Raw genomic sequence first — 17638 nt, forward strand, 5'->3', positions numbered from 1 at the left:
CTAAAACTTTAATTTATGTCTAAAATTTATAACTTTGGGTTACTATTTTTATTGACTGTTTTTATGATTTCTTGTCAAGGAAATAAAAACATAGAAGAAAATACTAAGAACAATATTGAAAGAGTAGAACGAAATGACAGAACAAATCTGTCACAAACGTCCAGATCCATTGAGCAAATCATTGAAACTTGGGTTGAATCCTTAGAGTATAGACTAAAGATTGACAGTAAAACAAATTCATCAATTCAGAAGATTTATATGGAAGCCTATATCTCTATGGGAGGAAACACCGGTGATATTTTAGTCAGGGATCAAGCACAGAAAATTAGACATCAAATTATCAAAAACACAAAAAATGATGTGGTTAACCTCCTTAATACAGACCAACAAAATATTTACCTGAGGTATATAAAAGACTAAGAATTGCGTAATGTCAAATCATACATATCCTGATATTGTTTTACAGTTTTTCCTATTGGGAAAAGAGTGACTTTTTTTTCATCCCAATTGTCTTTGTAAGCTTTTTCCATAGCTTGCTTCAAACCTATGGGTGAAAAGCTACTAATAGCAATGACTTTGCCTCCTGTAACTTCTTTTAGCGCCCCTTTTTCAGAGCTAATTATTGGCATTTTTAAACCAACACTCTCTGCAGCTGTAAAACAAAATCCCTCACTTAATGATGGGATAATTATTGCATTTGTAGCACTTACTTCATTAATCAAGTCATTGTAAGAGAGGTTGTGTTTCCAAATTAGGTTGGATTCAATTTTTAGGGATTTGGTTAATTTCTTTATTTTTAAAAAAATATTTTTGGGGTAGTTAGGTACTATCATTTTTAATTTTACTTCGGGGTTTTTTTCTATGAATAATGAAAACCCTTCAAGTAAAATATCAAGACCTTTTGAAACGCCTAGTCTTCCAAAGTAACAGAATGCAAATTGATTTGAATTTCCCAAAATATAGTTATTGAAATGACTATATTCCAATCCATTATAAATCCGTGTAATATTGTTTTGATTGACACCTGCATCAATAAGTCTGTTTTTTGTAAAATCTGATACAGCTATAAATTTGTCAAAATTCAATTGAAGTATAAACCATTCAAAACTAAAATAGAGAACTTTTGAAAACAATGAAGCAAATGGGACTTTAAACCATAATTTTCCCCAATATTCATGAAATGTAATTACACATTTTGTTTTAGTGATTTTTGATGCAATATAGGCCGGAATTGCAGCAGTATAAGATGATGTTTGTATTAAATCAACTTTTTTGGCTATCTGCACACACTTCTTTATCGAAAGGATGGTAAATAAAAATCGATTGGGAATCGCTAATCGAATGATATCAACTCCGTTCAAAGTTTCTTGTTTTTTTAACTTTTTTTGAAATCTTGTTGTAATTACAGTAACTTGATGATTGTTGATAACCAATTGTTCTGAAAGATTTTTCCAAAGGGTTTCTGCTCCTCCAATATATGGATAGTAATGCTCAACAATAAAGACAAATTTCATTGATTGAAATTTTGAAGTTTTTCAATTTCCAATGCTGTTTTTCTTACTAAATCTGTTATTTGTTTATTTTGTTTTTTAATGGTTACAAAGGTTTTGAAGTGAATGAAAAATGACAAGGCTAGTCCAATAAAAATTATCGCATTTACATTGTCCTTAATTCCAAGTAAATCAGATAAAAAGAAAGTGATTTGATCTGGAATGATTGCAAGTACACAAACACTTAACCAAAAAAGGACCCAAAAAAGCGTTTCAAATAAAGTGTTATTGCCACCCCTATGGCTTTTTAGAGTAAGTACAATTGAAAACAAACCTATTATTGGAACGATAATTTGATAGACTTCAAAATTCATAGTAGTTAGTTTTTAAACAAAGAATGATATACAATATTTAATGCGGTTTTTATACCCTGATTTAAGTTTTGACCCTTATCAGAATAATTCTCAGGATAGTAAACAGTTATAGGGACATTTATAATCTTTAGTTTACTATGATAAGCCTTAATAATCACTTCACTGCAAAAGTCATATCCATCCTGTTCTATATGAATTGTTCTTGTTGCTTTTCTGCTCCAGGCTTTGAACCCGGATTGAGAGTCGTTCACTTTTTTCAGCACAAAAAAGGAAGTTAAAATATCAGCCAGAAAATTATAAAACCTTCTAATACCCGGAATGTTATTGTCTTTTGACATAAATCTGTTTCCAATGGTTATGTCAGCATTTTCTTCAATATGTTTATCCAATAAAAACTCTATATCAATGGGGTCATGCTGGTTATCCCCATCAATGGTAACTGCAAATTTATATTTCTCGTTTGTTCTAAAATATTCAAGCCCGGTTTCAGTTGCTGCACCAGCACCTCTATTTAAAAGATGCCTGATGACTATTGCGCCATTAAAAATAGCCTCACTTATTGAATTATCAAGGCTGCCATCGTCGATCACCAAAATATTTTGAAACCCCACTGATTTTAAATTTTCTATAAGAATACCAATTCTTCCCGATTCATTAAAAACGGGAATTATTATTAAAATATTATCCTTATTTATCAATTGCTCAATCACTTAAAAATTTATTTTAAAGAGGGCTGTTTTACCTCTTTCAATAGTTTCATATCCAAATACATCGTATTTTGCCTTGACAACATTTCCGTTTAGCATTATTTGCTTATCACCTTGTGGATGGACCAATAATCTATCAGTAGCAATAAGTTCAACATATGGGTTTTCGTTTAGATAATCAAAAAGCTCAATCACTTTTTTTACAAGTGTTTGATCAGGAGTTACATCCAGGGTGTGAGCTTCTAAATCTATAAGTATATAGTCATAACCTTGTTGCTTTAATCCGTGAGTTGTAGTAATTTTATTGAATTCAGAACTTGTCCATAAAGTCGAAAAGTAATCTAACTGGTTGTCGTTATAAATTCGTTTATCGTTCTCCTCTATAAAAAAAGCAAACAATGTCCCTACATTAAGAATTTTAGTGTTTTTATTTTTATTTAATTCATGAATAATTTTTCTTGTTTCAAGATTAAAAGCAGTATTAAATGCCTTTATTTCGGTTATTTGACCACTAGCATAAAGAGCTGAAGAATTTAAAAATAAATTTCTAAAATCGGTTGATTCGGGATTTTGAGTTTTTCCCATCAATAGTGGTGATAACCTAAAGAGTAAAAGGATGAAAATCCAAATAAAAATAAATGAAAAACTGATTCCTTTTATTATTTGACTGTTTTGAAAAATGGAATTTTGATTTGTAAAGAAAAAAACAGCGAGTATTAGGGGTAGTAATCCAAAACCAATAATGCCATACCAGGGTATACCACTTGAAAGTATTAACCAAAAGACAAAACAAGTTACAACATAAAGAAGTAAAGATTTAGATTTTAAATTTAATTTTTTCAACAGCACATTTTTAAACAATAAGTAACACAAGGCAGAAAAAACCAAAACTCCGGTTATACTTGCAATGTCACTATCAAAAGATAGTAACAAATACAATGGAGCTATATAACTTCCAAGCAATAAAAACGGGTAAATAAGTGTTGAGTAAACTGAAGCGAAATGACCAGAAAAATCAGATGCAAAACCATAATTTTTGTTCATCAATATTTCATTAATCTCGTAAACACTTAATGAATTATCAGGATTATGAGCAGACCAAAAACATAAACTAAACCAAACTACCAATGATGAAATACTAATTAATACTGGTAAAAGCCTGGCTCTTTGGTGACCAAACAAAATAAGTGGAATAAAAGCTAAAAATAAAAAACTAATATCAGTTGAAAATAAATCTACATTGACTTTATTGGTAAGATCATAAGGCAAACTGAGAAATCTCATAAAACCTCCTTCATAACCTAAATAACGTTTTATTTCTTCTTTCTTAGCAGTATAAATATCCAGATTATTTTGATTAACATCTGAAACATTATCATTTTTATTTAAAACTTGAGTAAGTATAGGTGAAAATAATTCGTGCTTTGGAAAGTGATTTAATTCAATATTAAATTTTGCAGATAATGATTCAGTCTTTTTTAATAATTCTGAAATGTTTAATGAATTTGAATCAACAGTATTCTTTATTCCCCAAGGTAAAAGAGCAACACCTGAGCCAATCATTAGAATGAAAATTAATTTTAATGGTTTTTTAGTTGAAATTCTTCCATTTTTTTTTGCAAGAAAAATGAAAAATAAAGCTACTACTGCCAACACAAGTATAAGAGAAAAAATTTCAATATTTGAAAAAGATAAATCTGCAAATGTGTATAAGTTAAAAATAAAAATAAAAACAATAATAGCTAATAAAGAGGCAAATGCCACAAATTTTCCGCAGTAAAAATAAAATAGAAAGACTATAAGCCCCAAAACGGCTATTAGGGAAGTATACTTTATTCCTAAAGAAAAACCAACTAAGATACCGGCAATTAACCAAAGTTTGGACTCGTTGTCAACGATACTATTTGAACTATTTTCAACTTGACTATTTTGATTCCGAAAGTAAAATTCAATTATAATATGTAGCACTGTAAGCATAATTAAAAACAAGCTTAAGTCTGTTTTAATTTCAATACTTGATGGCCAAACAATTAAAGGTAAAGTGTAAAATAGTACTGCAGAAAATATTGCCCAATCGGTGGAAACATAATTTCTCGCAATTTTAAAAATCAAAAAAATCAATAAAATACTTGAAACAGAACCCAAATGAAGTGCAACAGCGTTACTTTCAAAAATGACATAACCCAAACTTACTATTAATGACCAATTGTAAGGATATAAAACCTCTATTAATCCTCCATTATTGCTTACTAACTTTGGAATATTCATATACAAGGTAAGTGAGTCAAAGCCTAAAGGGAAAGGCGAGGTTACAGTAATTAAGTTGACAGAGGCCAAAATAATTACAGTAATAATCAAGAATATTGAAAATGGTTTTATTGTGGTTTTATGCTGTTTTTTGAATAGGTTATTTTTTAAGCTATCTAACAAACTTTTCCAGCCAGTTATAATTAAAAGAAGCAACCATATTGAAGCTGTGAAAAAATTAAGTTGGTTAATTACACCTAATAAAAAAATTCCAAAACACATAATTGCAAATCCTACACTGATTTGTAAAAATATATTTGAACTAAAACTCTCAGGTAGTTTGATTGCTTTCAATATGAAGACACCCGATGATATTGCTGAAACAAAAACGGTTATAACACTGATATGAATTAATACTGTTTTTAGAAGAAATTGAAAAGCAGAAAACTCAAGATCGTTTTTATAAAAATAAAACCACATTACCATTGTCATAAAAGCCAGTAAAATGGGATAGAAATAGATAATTCTAAAACCACTAATATTTATGGTATTCCAGCTGGATTTTTTTTTGATAAAAAACATAGAAAATAAAAACCCGGTTGCATAGGCTGCAATTAAAAAATCCCAATACTTGAAAAACCTTACAGCGTAAACATAACTAGAGGAACTAGCAATGAAATCAAAAAAAACAACGAATAGCCAATAGGCACAGAAAAAAACAGTCAACCACTTTCCGATATTTTTTTTAAAATTATTAAAAACTTCAGCCATATCAGAAATAAAAATTAGGAGTATTAAAATTTAAAATACTATGGTTTATGAAATTCATAAATTTTAAAAATGTAAGTGTTTAGTCCACATATAAAGGTGATTAATTATTCAATAAATATAAGATATATTCTTTCTTTTTAATGGATAGGTCATAAAAAAAAGAAACTTATTATTAATTCTTTAGATTTTTTCACGAGATATTTAATTAAAATGGTAATTTTGCACCCAATTTAATATTTAATTATGGCTAGCGTAAAAAATTTAAAGAAAGATATAAACTACGTTTTGGGTGATATCATTGAAGCAGTGTATGTTTGGGAATTGACAAACTCTGATAAGGATACTAAAAAATCTCAGGCAATCATTGATGAAACCATTGTTGTGTTTGATGAGTTAGTTGAAAAAATCAACCAAAAAGATGTTGAAAACTCTAAAAAACATTTTCAATCAATAAGCAGGGAGCTTGAAGAAAAAGCCTCTAAACTTATTGATAAAGTAAATAAGCTTTAAAAAAAAATCCCTTGAAATTTCAAGGGATTTTTTTTATTGTTTTTCGCTGAGTTGTTTTCTTTCCTGAATAAAAGTTTCCAGTTGTTTCCCATAAGTTGACACTTTAACTTTTTCATCGAGTGAATAATAAATGGTGTCTAAATATTTTACGTTTGCATCAAAAATTTCAGTCAATGCTAAATAAGGAGCAACTTCATAATCTTTATGATTTAAAGCAAAATTGATGGTAGCCATATATTTGCTTTTTATAAGTGATTCATATTCTTTATTGATTTCTACTTTTCTAAGTTCATCAGAGTTGTTTTCGGCTTGAATATTATCTGCAAATAGCTGTAAACTTCTGTCTGAATAACGCCGCATTAATTTGTTATAATCTACGAGTTTTTCATGATTAGTGGATCCTTTAACTTCAGCATCACTTTCAAAATTTTCTAAAGTCGTATTAACTTCAACAGTGCCTGGTTCAGCAAATATTTCAATACCGTCTTCTATTTGTGTTCCTTCAGTTTTTCTTAAAAGCATATAAACTACTTCAGGACTTTCAAGATGTATAGAAAAATTAAAGTCTGAAGACCCTTTTAAAACCACAGAATCTAAAGTAACTAAAGTGGAGTCCTGAAATTTTTCCAGATATAGTGTTCCTTTTTTTAAACCGTTTACAACTCCGGTAATATGAGTGTTTTTAGTCTCGGTTGAACAAGAAACTAACAATAAAAATGCTGTAGAAAAAACCAATAAATAATTTTTCATTGAGTGAATTTTAAAAGGGCGCAAATATCTATATTTTAAATGAATAATTCAGTTTTATTGATTCATTAAATAATATGTGGGTGCTTCAGGACCTACCGGCATTTCCAAAACAAAAACCCATAGATAAAATAAAATCATCCATCCAATATAAAAGAAGATACTATAAGGCAACATCATACTAATAATGGTTCCGATACCGATGTCTTTTTTATATTTTGCCGCAAAAGCTAATATGAGCCCAAAATAACTCATCATGGGTGTGATGATGTTAGTCACTGAATCACCAATGCGATAGGCTGCTTGAATAACTTCAGGGCTATAACCAATTAGCATCAACATGGGCACAAAGATAGGTGCTGTTACTGCCCATTGAGCTGATGCTGAACCAAGCATTAGGTTTACCATGGCAGACACGGCTATAAAACCAATAAAAACAGCCGGTCCAGTGAGCCCGATTTCTGTTAAAAACTCGGCTCCCTTAACGGCAAATATCTGTCCGAGGTTACTCCATCCAAAATAAGCCACAAACTGAGCTGCAAAAAAGACAATTACTATATAAAGTCCAAGTGTAGACATAGCATTGGCCATACCATCAATAATACCTTTGTCATCTCTCATACTACCTGTTACTCTTCCATAAACAAAACCGGGTATCAAAAAGAAAATAAAAATGAAAGTTACAATACCTCTCAAAAAGGGTGAGTTTAATATTTCACCTGTTTCGGGGTTGCGTAAAACCCCATTTTCAGGAACAATAGTGAGTGCCAGTAACCCTAAAATAATTAGAACTGCAATCCCGGTAATTCTCAATCCTTTTCTTTCCAAGGGTGTCAAGGGACTCATCATGGATTGATCAGAAAGGTCTTCTGAAGCTTCTTTGGGGTTATATACTCCCAGTTTAGGCTCAACTATGCGGAGGGTTACAAACGTTCCCACTATTGTAATCAAAAAAGTACTGATAAACATAAAGTAATAGTTTACCGCTGCGTGAACCATATATTCAGGATCTATGATATTTGCTGCTTCCTGAGTTAATCCGGCAAGCAAGGGATCAATTGTTCCTATTAAAATATTGGCACTGTACCCACCTGAAACACAAGCGAAAGCACAGGCAAGTCCGGCAAGCGGGTGCCTTCCCATCGAGTGAAAAATAACAGCAGCAAGAGGAACTAATACCACATAACCCATCTCTGAAGCCGTATTTGAAATAACAGCAGCAAAACAGATGGCAATGGTGACAAGGTTTTTTGGTGTGAGTATAAAGTTTATGGGTTTTTTAATCAATGCCATAAATCCTTTTCCTGTAGATTTAGGTTTGAAAGAAGCAGCTTTTAAAACCAAACCTCTGATACAGGCACTTATTAATCCTGATCTCTCTGAAACACCTACACCAAGTAACGCGACCAATACTACGCCCAAAGGCGCAAAACTGGTAAAGTTAGATACAAGGTTAGCCACAATGCGCCTTAATCCTTCACCGTTTAATAAACTCACTGGTTCAATAATACCATCAGGGGCTCTCCCGGGAGCACCTACGGGTCTTGGATCAACTGCGTTCCAGCCTAACCAGTCTGCCAAACCACTGATTAAAATCACACCCAAAGCGAAAATCGCAAATAGAGTGACCGGATGAGGGAGTAAATTACCCATCCATTCTACAAAATCAAGAAAGCGGGTAAAAAAGTTCTTTTTTTTAGGGGTCTCTTGCTGTTGTGGTGATTCAGGTTGTTCAGTTGCCATAAATGATAAATTTTAGCTATGGTTTAAATGCTGATAAAAAGTATATGGATTGGAATGATATCCAACCCATATGATTTTTCAGGTAGCTAAAATATAAAATAAAATGGAATAGCTCTTATGTTTTGACCTAAAACAAACCGCCTCCTTGCGCTTCATTGTTGTCTCTTTGTTTACGTGCCATCGTTCTGTTTTTGGCACCTCCAAATCGATAAGAAAGACCCACATTCCAACCTTGACTTTCCGGGTTGAATTGACCTGATGCCGGCATTGGCTTATCTGTGTCAAATTGAAACTTTCGGGTATTCAAAAGATCATTATAATTAAAGCTTATAGTTGCTTGGCCCTGCATCACGTTGTAACGAACACCAGCATTTACAAAATAAAACTCTTTACTGTTAAACTGTAAGCCATTGTAAGGTCCACGATAAAAACCAAATGCCTGGAATGTTAAATCTTTTGTCGCTTTAAAGCTATTATTGACCCTGAACGTGTATGATGTATTGTCTACTTCAGTTTGCTCATTGGCAACAACACCTTTCATTGTTTGTTGGAACAAATCAAAACTCGCATTAAAACTCCACCATTTTGTGGGTTTATAACTTGCTGAGACTTCCACTCCATAAGCATTGTTGTCTTCAAAATTTGTATATGAAAGTATGATTCTTGTTGGGTCTTCAGGATCAATTGAAATATTTTGGTTGATTTCATCCTGAATCATTCTGTAGAATACACCGCCGGTAATACTTCCTTTTTCTAATTGTTTAGTGTAATTGAGTTCAACAGAATTGGTAAATTGTGGTACTAACTCCTGATTTCCGATTTGTGAAATTTGAGGAGTACTGAATTCTCTTATAGGATTGATTTGATTTATTCCCGGGCGATCAACTCTTCGGCTGAGGCTCATTTGCAGGGTGTTTTTTTCATTGATGTTGTAGGAAATAAACCCTGAAGGATAAACGCTGAGTATTTCATCTTCAAAAGGAACTTCATCTTCATTGGATTCAGTAAATCCGGCATCAACTGTATAGTTTTCAATACGTGCTCCAATTTGATAAGACCATTTTTCGAAATTTTGACCAAAAGTGGCATATCCTGAAAATATTTCACGGTCATAGAAAAAACGTGCATCTGTAAAACTTAAACTATTTGTATCAAAGTTGTTTTTGGTGTTTTGAATTCGGGCTTCTAAACCAAGTTCAAGTTTAGCGTTTTCAGAAATGGGGTTTGTATAGTCTATATTTAAAGTGATATTTTCACGCTCATTAAAAACAAGGTCGGTATAACTTAAATCAGAAAAATCAGGGTAGATGGCATTTGCAACTTCATCATTTTCAAAGGTGTTGTAATCCCCTTCCAGTTGAATCTCATGACCTTCATTTTTAAATTTATGCTTATAAGCAAGGTTGTAGGAAGCATTGTCATTTTCGTTTTTAACAAACACATTTTGACTTAAACTTTCTCTATCTTGCCCAGGATAATCTATTCGCAAAAGAGCTTGAAATTTATCGTTGTAAATATTTTGATTTGTATAAACAGAAAGTGTATTGAAATCATTGATAAAATAATCGAAGCCAAACTTCATTAAGTGTGATTTGTAGCTATTGAGCATATCGATGTTTTCAGTTGATCGTTCATTATAGTCTGTCGTTGATGGATTATCAAAGCGGTTTATTTTACCAAGATTTGCTTGTTTACCTACACGGGCACCATAGTTAGTGTAAAAATTAAATTTACCGGTTCTGTAATTTAAATTTACAGAGGTGTTGAACTGGGCATTATTATATTTGGTCAAACCCAGTGTGATATCACCATTAAAACCGTCGTTCATATTTTTGTGTAAAATAATGTTTATAATTCCGCTCATCCCTTCAGGGTTATACTTAGCTGATGGGTTGGTAATGAGTTCAATTTGTTTGATTGATGTTGATGGAATTTGTTTAAGTAATTGTGCAGCATCAATGTTTGTAGGTTTTCCGTCTACTAGGATTCTAACGTTTGGGTTTCCCCTAAGGGAAATATTTCCATCTTGATCAATATTTACTGATGGAATGTTATTCATTATCTCACTTGCTGAAGCCCCTGTAGTGGTTAAGTCTTTACCAACATTGATTACCTTGCGGTCAATTTTTTGAACTATTGTTGAACGTTCAGCCACTACAACTACTTCATCGAGACTAGCAATGTCTTCTTCAAGCGCAATAGTTCCTAAATTGATGGAAGGATTTTCTTTGGTGACTTCAATTTCGTTCACATAGGGTTTGTAGCCAATGTATTGAATTTTCACCGTGTAATTGCCTAATTTTAGACTGTTGATGTTAAAAGTTCCTAAGTCGTCTGTAATACCTCCAGTTAAAATTTCACCGGCCATGTTTTCAACTACAATGGTAACATAAGGAAGAGGTTGGTTAAGGTTTTGGTCAATGACAGTGCCTTGAATTTTACCAATGTTTTCTGTACTTATGGTTGTTCTGTTTGCACTTGATTGATGGTCATTTAATGTGGGTCGAGCACCAATTCCAATTGATGCTAAAATCATGCATAGAGTTAATAACTGTTTCATTTTTGATTGATTTTGATGAATTTATTGGTTTAATATAATACCTTGTTATACCTAATTGCTTGATGAAAGCTTTTAAAATTGTAGCACAAGATTTGATTGTATGACTTCAATTTTTTGGTTTTGTTACAGCTTAAGAAAAAATTAACAAAAATAAACCCGGGGAATTACCCCCGAGTTCTACTTATACCCAATAATTAACACTAACCATCAACGAAAATAAATTGGGTAAAGCGAAATATATTTCTAAATTAAAGACGATTGTTTTTTTAAAGTGTTACACTCACATTAATTATTTAACTTTACATTATGAACAAAAAAACTTTAGTAATAGGAGCCAGTACAAACCCTTCGAGATATTCATTCCTGGCAATCAATAGGCTGGTCGAGAATCAGCACGATGTAGTTGCAATTGGACTGAAGGAAGGAACTGTTGCAGGTATTAAGATTAAAACAGATAAAATTCTTTTTCAAAATATTGATACCGTTACATTGTATTTAAACCCACAACGACAGAAGGAATATTACAATTATATCCTAGACTTAAAACCTAAACGTGTAATATTTAACCCTGGAACAGAAAATCCTGAGCTTTATGAGCTACTCCAAAAAAACAATATTGAGGTTGAAGTTGCTTGTACTTTAGTGCTGCTTGGCACGAATCAATATTAAGCCCATAAAAGCAAGAAAGCCATTTAGAATCAGGATAAAAAATCCAAACTCAAAACCAAACCATATTGAACTATTGACGCTAATAATATAAGACAAGATTGGCGAAAGAATTGCTATTATTGGAACCCATTGGTCTTTTACATTCCATTTTGTAAAAAGTCCAAAGGCAAAAAGTGCTAATAATGGTCCATAAGTATAGCCAGCAAATGTAAAGAGTCGCTCTATGACGCTTTCATTTTTAATGATGTATTCAAAAATGAGCATGGTACCAATAAATACCAGCGCTACAACTTTATGGACTTGCTTTCTAATTTTTAATTGTTGCTCTTGACTGTATTTGGTTTCGATATTTAGTATATCAATGCAAAATGAAGTTGTTAGTGAAGTCAACGTTCCATCTGCACTTGAAAAAGCTGCTGCAATCAACCCTAAACAGAAAAATATAGCCATAGTTAGACCAAGCCCTGATTGAGTAGCTATAGTTGGAAATAACAGGTCGGGACGTTCAACAGAGATACTATTTTCTTGAGCAAATGAAATCAACAAAAGACCCAAAACCAAGAAAATTAAATTAACAATAACCAGCACCACTGTAAACCAAAACATATTTTTTTGAGCATCTTTCAATGATTTACATGTTAGGTTTTTTTGCATCATATCTTGGTCAAGTCCTGTCATTACAATTGTTATAAATGCACCGCTGATAAATTGTTTCCAAAAGAAATTAGCACTTTTAAAGTCATCAAAAAAGAACATTTTTGACATTTCACTTTCGCTAACATAGCCAATCAAGTCACTTCCGGCAATTCCTAAACTATTAGATAAATAATAGATAGCAATGCCTGCTGCACTCAACATAAAAAGTGTTTGCAGGGTATCTGTCCAAACAATGGTGTTGATTCCGCTTTTAAAAGTGTAAAGCCAAATAAACAAAATGGTTATTGAAACTGTTGCCCAAAATGGGAAACCTGCAGCATCAAAAATTAGGGTTTGAAAAACAACAGCGACCAGATACAGCCTGAAACTAGAACCAATTAACCGTGATAAAAGAAAAAATGATGCTCCTGTTTTGTGTGAAACTTTTCCAAACCTGTCACCAAGATAAGTGTATATTGAGGTTAAATTTAAACGATAATAAAGAGGAAGCAACACCAACCCAACTACTGCATAACCTAAAATATATCCTAAAACAACTTGATAATATCCAAACTGTGAAGCTTCAACCCAACCGGGAACCGAAATAAAAGTAACTCCGCTTAAAGATGCGCCCACCATTCCAAATGCCACCAAATACCAGGGTGATTGTTTTCCAGCCTTGAAAAAGTCGGCATTACTGCCTCCTTTATTTGTAAAATGTGAGATTAGTAGTAGTACTCCAAAATAACACAGAATAAGCAATAGAATATGAGATGGTTGCATTTTTTTGATAATAAAATTGAAGCGATAAAAGTACAAATATTGTTCACTAATGGTAATTAATTTTTTACTTTTGGTAAAAAAATTGAAATGAAATCGATTACAGCTCTGTTATTTTTATCAATAACATTTTCCCTGACATTTATTACTTCACAGGCTCAAGCAGAATACCAATTAATGATTGACGAAGGTGTTCACAAAGTGTCTGATGTACAACAAAGTGCCGAGACATTTTTTATGGATAAGCCTAAAGGTAGGGGGTCTGGCTACAAACAATATAAGCGATGGGAGTATATGGCTTTGAGAATGATGGATGAGTCAGGCTATCTTAAAGCACCTGAATTTTATATCAATGAATTGCAACAGCTGAATGCCCGATTAAATGAAAATAGAAGTTTATTTTTAAATGATAATTGGGAAGAAATGGGCCCGGTTAGCTGGAATGCAACAACTAGTTGGAATCCGGGTGTAGGAAGAATTACCACCTTTTCTATAGATGAGGCTAATGAAGAGCATATAATTATTGGTGCAGAAACAGGGGGTGTATGGAAGTCAATTGATGGAGGCCAAAACTGGTTACCACTCACCGATTATTTTTCAAACCTTTATGTCTATTCAACTGCTATTATGCCAGAAAACAATAATGTTTATTTTTTTGGATCCAACATGGGTAGAATTTATAAATCACCAGATGGTGGATCAACCTGGGAACAAATAGGCTCAGCAGGAAATTCAGTTGTAAATAAAATTCTGATACATCCTGTCAACTCAAACATTATGTTTGCCAGTTCACAAAATTCAGGAGTTTATAAGTCAATTGATGGAGGACAATCCTGGACTAGTGTTATTTCTGACAACAGGGGCTATGATATTGAATTCAAACAAGACGACCCAAATGTTGTTTTTGCATCAGGATCATTTTTTCATAAATCGATAGATGGGGGAGATACATTTTCTGTGATCTCAGGGTTTGACAATACCGGGGCCAAAATGATAGGTGTTTCTGAAGATAATCCTGAGGTTGTTTATATCATAGAAGCAACTGAATCAAGATTTAATGGTATATATGTTTCAAACGATGCAGGAGAAAATTTTTTAAAATTAGACCATGGCAATAATAATTATTTTGGTTATAGTTTAGAAGCAGATGACACTTCCGGTCAGGCACCTCGTGACATGGACATTGCGGTGAACCCAAATAATAGTAGCGAAGTTCATATTGCGGGCATTCATACCTGGATGTCAACAGATGGAGGGCAATCTTTTACAATAACCTCTCATTGGGTTCCCGGAACAGCTTCAGCAAATGACATTGGGTATAATCATGCCGATGTAGATATTATTGAGTTTTATGGCAACACACTCTACACCGGAACTGATGGAGGAATTTTTAAAGCAACTAACACCATAGATATAAATTCAAACTATTATACTGATATTACTGAAGGTTTGGGAATCAGACAATTTTATAAAATTGGAATTTCTCAAACAACTCCTGTTGTGGTTTCAGGTGGATCTCAAGACAATGGCACTTCATTTTATACAGCAGACCAGGGCTGGAGGGATTGGTTAGGTGCAGATGGTATGGAAAGTTTTATTGATAAAGACAATAACAATATTATGTATGGCACCACACAGTTTGGTCAATTATACAGAACAACTAATGGTGGAATCACTTTTACAGGAATAAGTGAGCCCGGACCCGGAGAAGGAAATTGGGTAACCCCTGTAGAGCAAGATCCAATTGCTCCCAATACAATTTACCTTGGCTATGACCGTATCTATAAATCACAAAATAGTGGTTCAAGCTGGACAGCCATTTCACAATTTTTAGGTGGCTCAGCCGACCATCTTAAAATTGCACCCAGCAATCCAAATGTAATGTATGCAGCCAGAGGGAGCCAACTCTATAAAACAACTTCAGGAAGCGGTACTTGGCAACAACTTTCAGGGTTTGGTGGTAATATAAACTCAATTGCGATTCATCCCACAAATCCTGACAAAGTAGCAATAGCAACCACTAGTGTTTTAAAAGTTTTTGTATCTGAAGACGGAGGACAAACTTGGGAGACGCATAATTCCGGACTTCCTAATTTTCAACCATTGGCTTTAGTTTGGCAAGACAACCAGTTGGATGGTCTTTATTTGGGCATGAATTATGGTATTTATTATATTGATAACACTTTTGATGAGTGGCAGGTTTTTAATAATAATTTACCCAATGTGATTATCAACGAACTGGAAATAAATTATTCTGAAAATAAAATATATGCCGCTACATATGGGAGGGGTCTTTGGACATCACCGGTATATGATGGAGTGTTAAGTATAAATGAAATAGAAGTTTTTAATTCATTAAAAGTATATCCGGTGCCGGCAAAGAATTATTTAAATATTGAATGGAATGAAGAATACCTATCAGAATTAAGGGTTTTTGACAGTACCGGAAAATTGGTTTATTTTGAAAATGATGTAAACCTTACCAATAACCCTCAAATTAGTGTAGCTGATTTTTCAGCCGGCATTTATTTTTTAAGGATTAATAATGAAAAAGGCATTTTTACTAAAAAAATAAGTGTCAAATAGTTTAAATTGCAATGGATTTTTCTTCAAAATTACTAGAAAACGCAGTCAACGAGATTTCTCAACTACCGGGAATTGGCAAGAGAACGGCTCTAAGGCTTGCGTTGCATTTATTAAGGCAACCGGAAGAAAACACCTCTTCCCTTGCAGAAGCAATAACAAAATTGCGAAGTGAAATTAAGTTTTGCAAACGTTGCCATAATATTTCTGATTTTGAATTATGTGAAATTTGTAAAAATCCTAATCGCAATCCAGAAGTTGTTTGTGTAGTTGAGGATGTAAGAGATGTGATGGCTATAGAAAATACCAGCCAGTTTAAAGGAACATACCACGTTTTGGGTGGAAAAATTTCCCCTATGGATGGTATTGGGCCTAATGACTTAACGATACATTCATTGGTTGAAAAAGTGAAATCTGGAACCATAAAAGAATTGATTTTCGCTTTAAGCTCAACAATGGAAGGTGATACCACTAATTTTTATATTTTCAAGCAGATAGAACCTTTCAATGTTTTAACTACAACGATTGCAAGAGGAATTGCAGTAGGAGATGAGCTGGAATATGCTGATGAGGTTACCCTGGGAAGAAGTATAGTCAACAGGATACCTTTTGAGAACTCATTAAAAATATAACAAAACACTCACCGCTTAATGCAATTATCTGTTATCATTCTCAATTACAATGTCTCTTATTTTTTAAGACAATGTGTGCTGACGGTTCAAGAAGCACTTGTGGGAATTGACTCAGAAATTATAATTGTCGATAACCACTCATCAGATGATAGTTGTGCTATGGTGAAAAAGTATTTTCCCGAAATAAAACTTGTTGAAAATAAGGAAAATGTTGGTTTTAGCAAGGCAAATAACCAAGGTGTTGCTATTGCAAAAGGAGCCTATGTCTGTATTTTAAATCCTGATATAGCGGTCCCTAAAAATGTGTTTAAAAAATCGCTTGAGTTTGCAAATACAAAATCTGACTTGGGAGCACTAGGGGTTCGTTTGATTGATGGAACTGGAAATTTTCTACCTGAAAGCAAAAGAAATATTCCTAAACCTAAAGTTGTTTTCAATAAAATTACTGGAATAAAATCAACAAAAAATAGTTATTACGCTTCTCAAATTGATCAAACTGAAATCGGTGAAGTCTCGGTTTTGGTCGGGGCTTTTATGCTTTTAAAAACAACTGTTTATAAGGAAGTAGATGGTTTTGATGAAGATTACTTCATGTATGGCGAAGATATTGACCTTTCCTTTAAACTGCTCAAAGCCGGTTATAAAAATTATTATTTAGGAGATATAACAGTTTTACACTACAAAGGTGAAAGCACCACAAAAGATAAAACGTACTTAAAACGCTTTTATGGCGCGATGCATATTTTTTACAAAAAACATTTTAAATCAAATAGCATCTTTAAAACCTTAGTGTTTTTAGGTGTTTCAATGGCGAAATTTGTAAATATATTTAGAAATTCCTCTTCAGTATCTACTTCAAACAACCCTGAAAATTATTTCCTTCTAAGCGATAACATTGGGTTTCTAAAAAAGCTTAGTAAAGCATCAGAGATTGAATTAAAGTCACTCTCAAAAAGTGCTGTTACAGATGTGAAAACATTCAATTCATACTTTATTTTTGATGCCAATTACATCTCTTACGAGAAAATATTCAAAGCAATGGATTTTCTTAAAAATAAAGGAAACACTTTTAGAATAAGACCTGTGGATTCAGATTTCATTATTGGAAGCGACAGCAGTAATACCAAAGGAGATGTTTTTGATTTTTCTAATGATCAGGTGACTAAATAGTGTTTTAAAACCTAAACAA

The 17638-nt window shown here is 32.9% G+C and carries 14 protein-coding genes; 6 read left to right on the top strand and 8 right to left on the bottom strand.

What is annotated here, in order from left to right; all coding sequences use genetic code 11:
• Window positions 1-15: 15 nt before the first annotated feature.
• Entirely contained in the window at window positions 16-420 is a 405-nt protein-coding gene (locus IEV69_RS12950) for a hypothetical protein (protein WP_188443135.1), read from the top strand.
• On the opposite strand, the gene IEV69_RS12955 is transcribed toward IEV69_RS12950, so the two are convergent.
• From IEV69_RS12955 to IEV69_RS12970, 4 genes are read right to left on the bottom strand one after another with little or no spacing between them, the layout of a single operon-like run.
• A complete protein-coding gene (locus tag IEV69_RS12955; protein WP_188443137.1) occupies window positions 417-1514 on the bottom strand; it encodes a glycosyltransferase family 4 protein in 1098 nt (365 codons plus the stop codon). The genes IEV69_RS12950 and IEV69_RS12955 overlap by 4 nt on opposite strands.
• Window positions 1511-1864 (bottom strand): DUF2304 domain-containing protein, encoded by a 354-nt coding sequence (locus tag IEV69_RS12960; protein WP_188443139.1) that lies wholly within the window; start codon window positions 1862-1864, stop codon window positions 1511-1513. The genes IEV69_RS12955 and IEV69_RS12960 overlap by 4 nt, the downstream gene beginning before the upstream one ends.
• A gap of 5 nt (window positions 1865-1869) precedes the next feature.
• Complete coding sequence (locus tag IEV69_RS12965; protein ID WP_188443141.1) at window positions 1870-2574, bottom strand: glycosyltransferase family 2 protein; 705 nt, start codon at window positions 2572-2574, stop codon at window positions 1870-1872.
• The gene (locus IEV69_RS12970) at window positions 2575-5589 is read right to left on the bottom strand and encodes an ArnT family glycosyltransferase (protein ID WP_188443143.1); all 3015 of its coding nucleotides are present in this window, start codon (window positions 5587-5589) and stop codon (window positions 2575-2577) included.
• Between the two features lie 243 nt (window positions 5590-5832).
• On the opposite strand from IEV69_RS12970, the gene IEV69_RS12975 reads away from it, so the two are divergent.
• Window positions 5833-6099 carry a hypothetical protein gene (locus IEV69_RS12975; protein WP_188443145.1) on the top strand — a complete coding sequence of 89 codons (267 nt, stop codon included), beginning with the start codon at window positions 5833-5835 and terminating at the stop codon, window positions 6097-6099.
• Between the two features lie 33 nt (window positions 6100-6132).
• On the opposite strand, the gene IEV69_RS12980 is transcribed toward IEV69_RS12975, so the two are convergent.
• From IEV69_RS12980 to IEV69_RS12990, 3 genes are all read right to left on the bottom strand, one after another.
• Window positions 6133-6849 (bottom strand): DUF4369 domain-containing protein, encoded by a 717-nt coding sequence (locus tag IEV69_RS12980; protein ID WP_188443147.1) that lies wholly within the window; start codon window positions 6847-6849, stop codon window positions 6133-6135.
• 54 nt (window positions 6850-6903) lie between these two features.
• Window positions 6904-8589: an AbgT family transporter gene (locus IEV69_RS12985; protein ID WP_188443150.1), complete on the bottom strand. Its 1686-nt coding sequence runs from the start codon at window positions 8587-8589 to the stop codon at window positions 6904-6906.
• Between the two features lie 127 nt (window positions 8590-8716).
• Window positions 8717-11149, bottom strand: coding sequence for a TonB-dependent receptor (locus tag IEV69_RS12990; RefSeq protein WP_188443152.1), 2433 nt, complete (start codon window positions 11147-11149; stop codon window positions 8717-8719).
• A 306-nt stretch (window positions 11150-11455) separates the two neighbouring features.
• On the opposite strand from IEV69_RS12990, the gene IEV69_RS12995 reads away from it, so the two are divergent.
• Complete coding sequence (locus tag IEV69_RS12995; protein WP_188443154.1) at window positions 11456-11818, top strand: CoA-binding protein; 363 nt, start codon at window positions 11456-11458, stop codon at window positions 11816-11818.
• Here IEV69_RS12995 and IEV69_RS13000 read toward each other — a convergent pair.
• Window positions 11789-13237: a sodium:solute symporter gene (locus IEV69_RS13000; protein ID WP_188443156.1), complete on the bottom strand. Its 1449-nt coding sequence runs from the start codon at window positions 13235-13237 to the stop codon at window positions 11789-11791. The genes IEV69_RS12995 and IEV69_RS13000 overlap by 30 nt on opposite strands.
• A gap of 87 nt (window positions 13238-13324) precedes the next feature.
• Between IEV69_RS13000 and IEV69_RS13005 the strand changes: the two genes are divergently transcribed.
• The 3 genes from IEV69_RS13005 to IEV69_RS13015 are packed head-to-tail and all read left to right on the top strand — an operon-like array spanning window position 13325 to window position 17619.
• On the top strand, window positions 13325-15820 hold the full coding sequence (locus tag IEV69_RS13005; protein ID WP_188443158.1) for a T9SS type A sorting domain-containing protein: 2496 nt from the start codon (window positions 13325-13327) through the stop codon (window positions 15818-15820).
• An 11-nt stretch (window positions 15821-15831) separates the two neighbouring features.
• Window positions 15832-16449, top strand: coding sequence for a recombination mediator RecR (recR, locus tag IEV69_RS13010; protein WP_188443160.1), 618 nt, complete (start codon window positions 15832-15834; stop codon window positions 16447-16449).
• An 18-nt stretch (window positions 16450-16467) separates the two neighbouring features.
• Window positions 16468-17619, top strand: coding sequence for a glycosyltransferase family 2 protein (locus IEV69_RS13015; RefSeq protein WP_188443162.1), 1152 nt, complete (start codon window positions 16468-16470; stop codon window positions 17617-17619).
• Window positions 17620-17638 lie beyond the last annotated feature (19 nt).

Origin of the sequence: Planktosalinus lacus (genome assembly GCF_014640155.1) — a bacterium.
In the GTDB taxonomy this organism is placed as follows: domain Bacteria; phylum Bacteroidota; class Bacteroidia; order Flavobacteriales; family Flavobacteriaceae; genus Planktosalinus; species Planktosalinus lacus.

Coding starts and splice junctions, on each gene's coding strand:
- IEV69_RS12950 (WP_188443135.1), top strand. CDS start 16: ATGTCTAAAATTTATAACTTTGGGTTACTATTTTTATTGACTGTTTTT.
- IEV69_RS12955 (WP_188443137.1), bottom strand. CDS start 1,514: ATGAAATTTGTCTTTATTGTTGAGCATTACTATCCATATATTGGAGGA.
- IEV69_RS12960 (WP_188443139.1), bottom strand. CDS start 1,864: ATGAATTTTGAAGTCTATCAAATTATCGTTCCAATAATAGGTTTGTTT.
- IEV69_RS12970 (WP_188443143.1), bottom strand. CDS start 5,589: ATGGCTGAAGTTTTTAATAATTTTAAAAAAAATATCGGAAAGTGGTTG.
- IEV69_RS12975 (WP_188443145.1), top strand. CDS start 5,833: ATGGCTAGCGTAAAAAATTTAAAGAAAGATATAAACTACGTTTTGGGT.
- IEV69_RS12980 (WP_188443147.1), bottom strand. CDS start 6,849: ATGAAAAATTATTTATTGGTTTTTTCTACAGCATTTTTATTGTTAGTT.
- IEV69_RS12985 (WP_188443150.1), bottom strand. CDS start 8,589: ATGGCAACTGAACAACCTGAATCACCACAACAGCAAGAGACCCCTAAA.
- IEV69_RS12990 (WP_188443152.1), bottom strand. CDS start 11,149: ATGAAACAGTTATTAACTCTATGCATGATTTTAGCATCAATTGGAATT.
- IEV69_RS12995 (WP_188443154.1), top strand. CDS start 11,456: ATGAACAAAAAAACTTTAGTAATAGGAGCCAGTACAAACCCTTCGAGA.
- IEV69_RS13000 (WP_188443156.1), bottom strand. CDS start 13,237: ATGCAACCATCTCATATTCTATTGCTTATTCTGTGTTATTTTGGAGTA.
- IEV69_RS13005 (WP_188443158.1), top strand. CDS start 13,325: ATGAAATCGATTACAGCTCTGTTATTTTTATCAATAACATTTTCCCTG.
- recR (WP_188443160.1), top strand. CDS start 15,832: ATGGATTTTTCTTCAAAATTACTAGAAAACGCAGTCAACGAGATTTCT.
- IEV69_RS13015 (WP_188443162.1), top strand. CDS start 16,468: ATGCAATTATCTGTTATCATTCTCAATTACAATGTCTCTTATTTTTTA.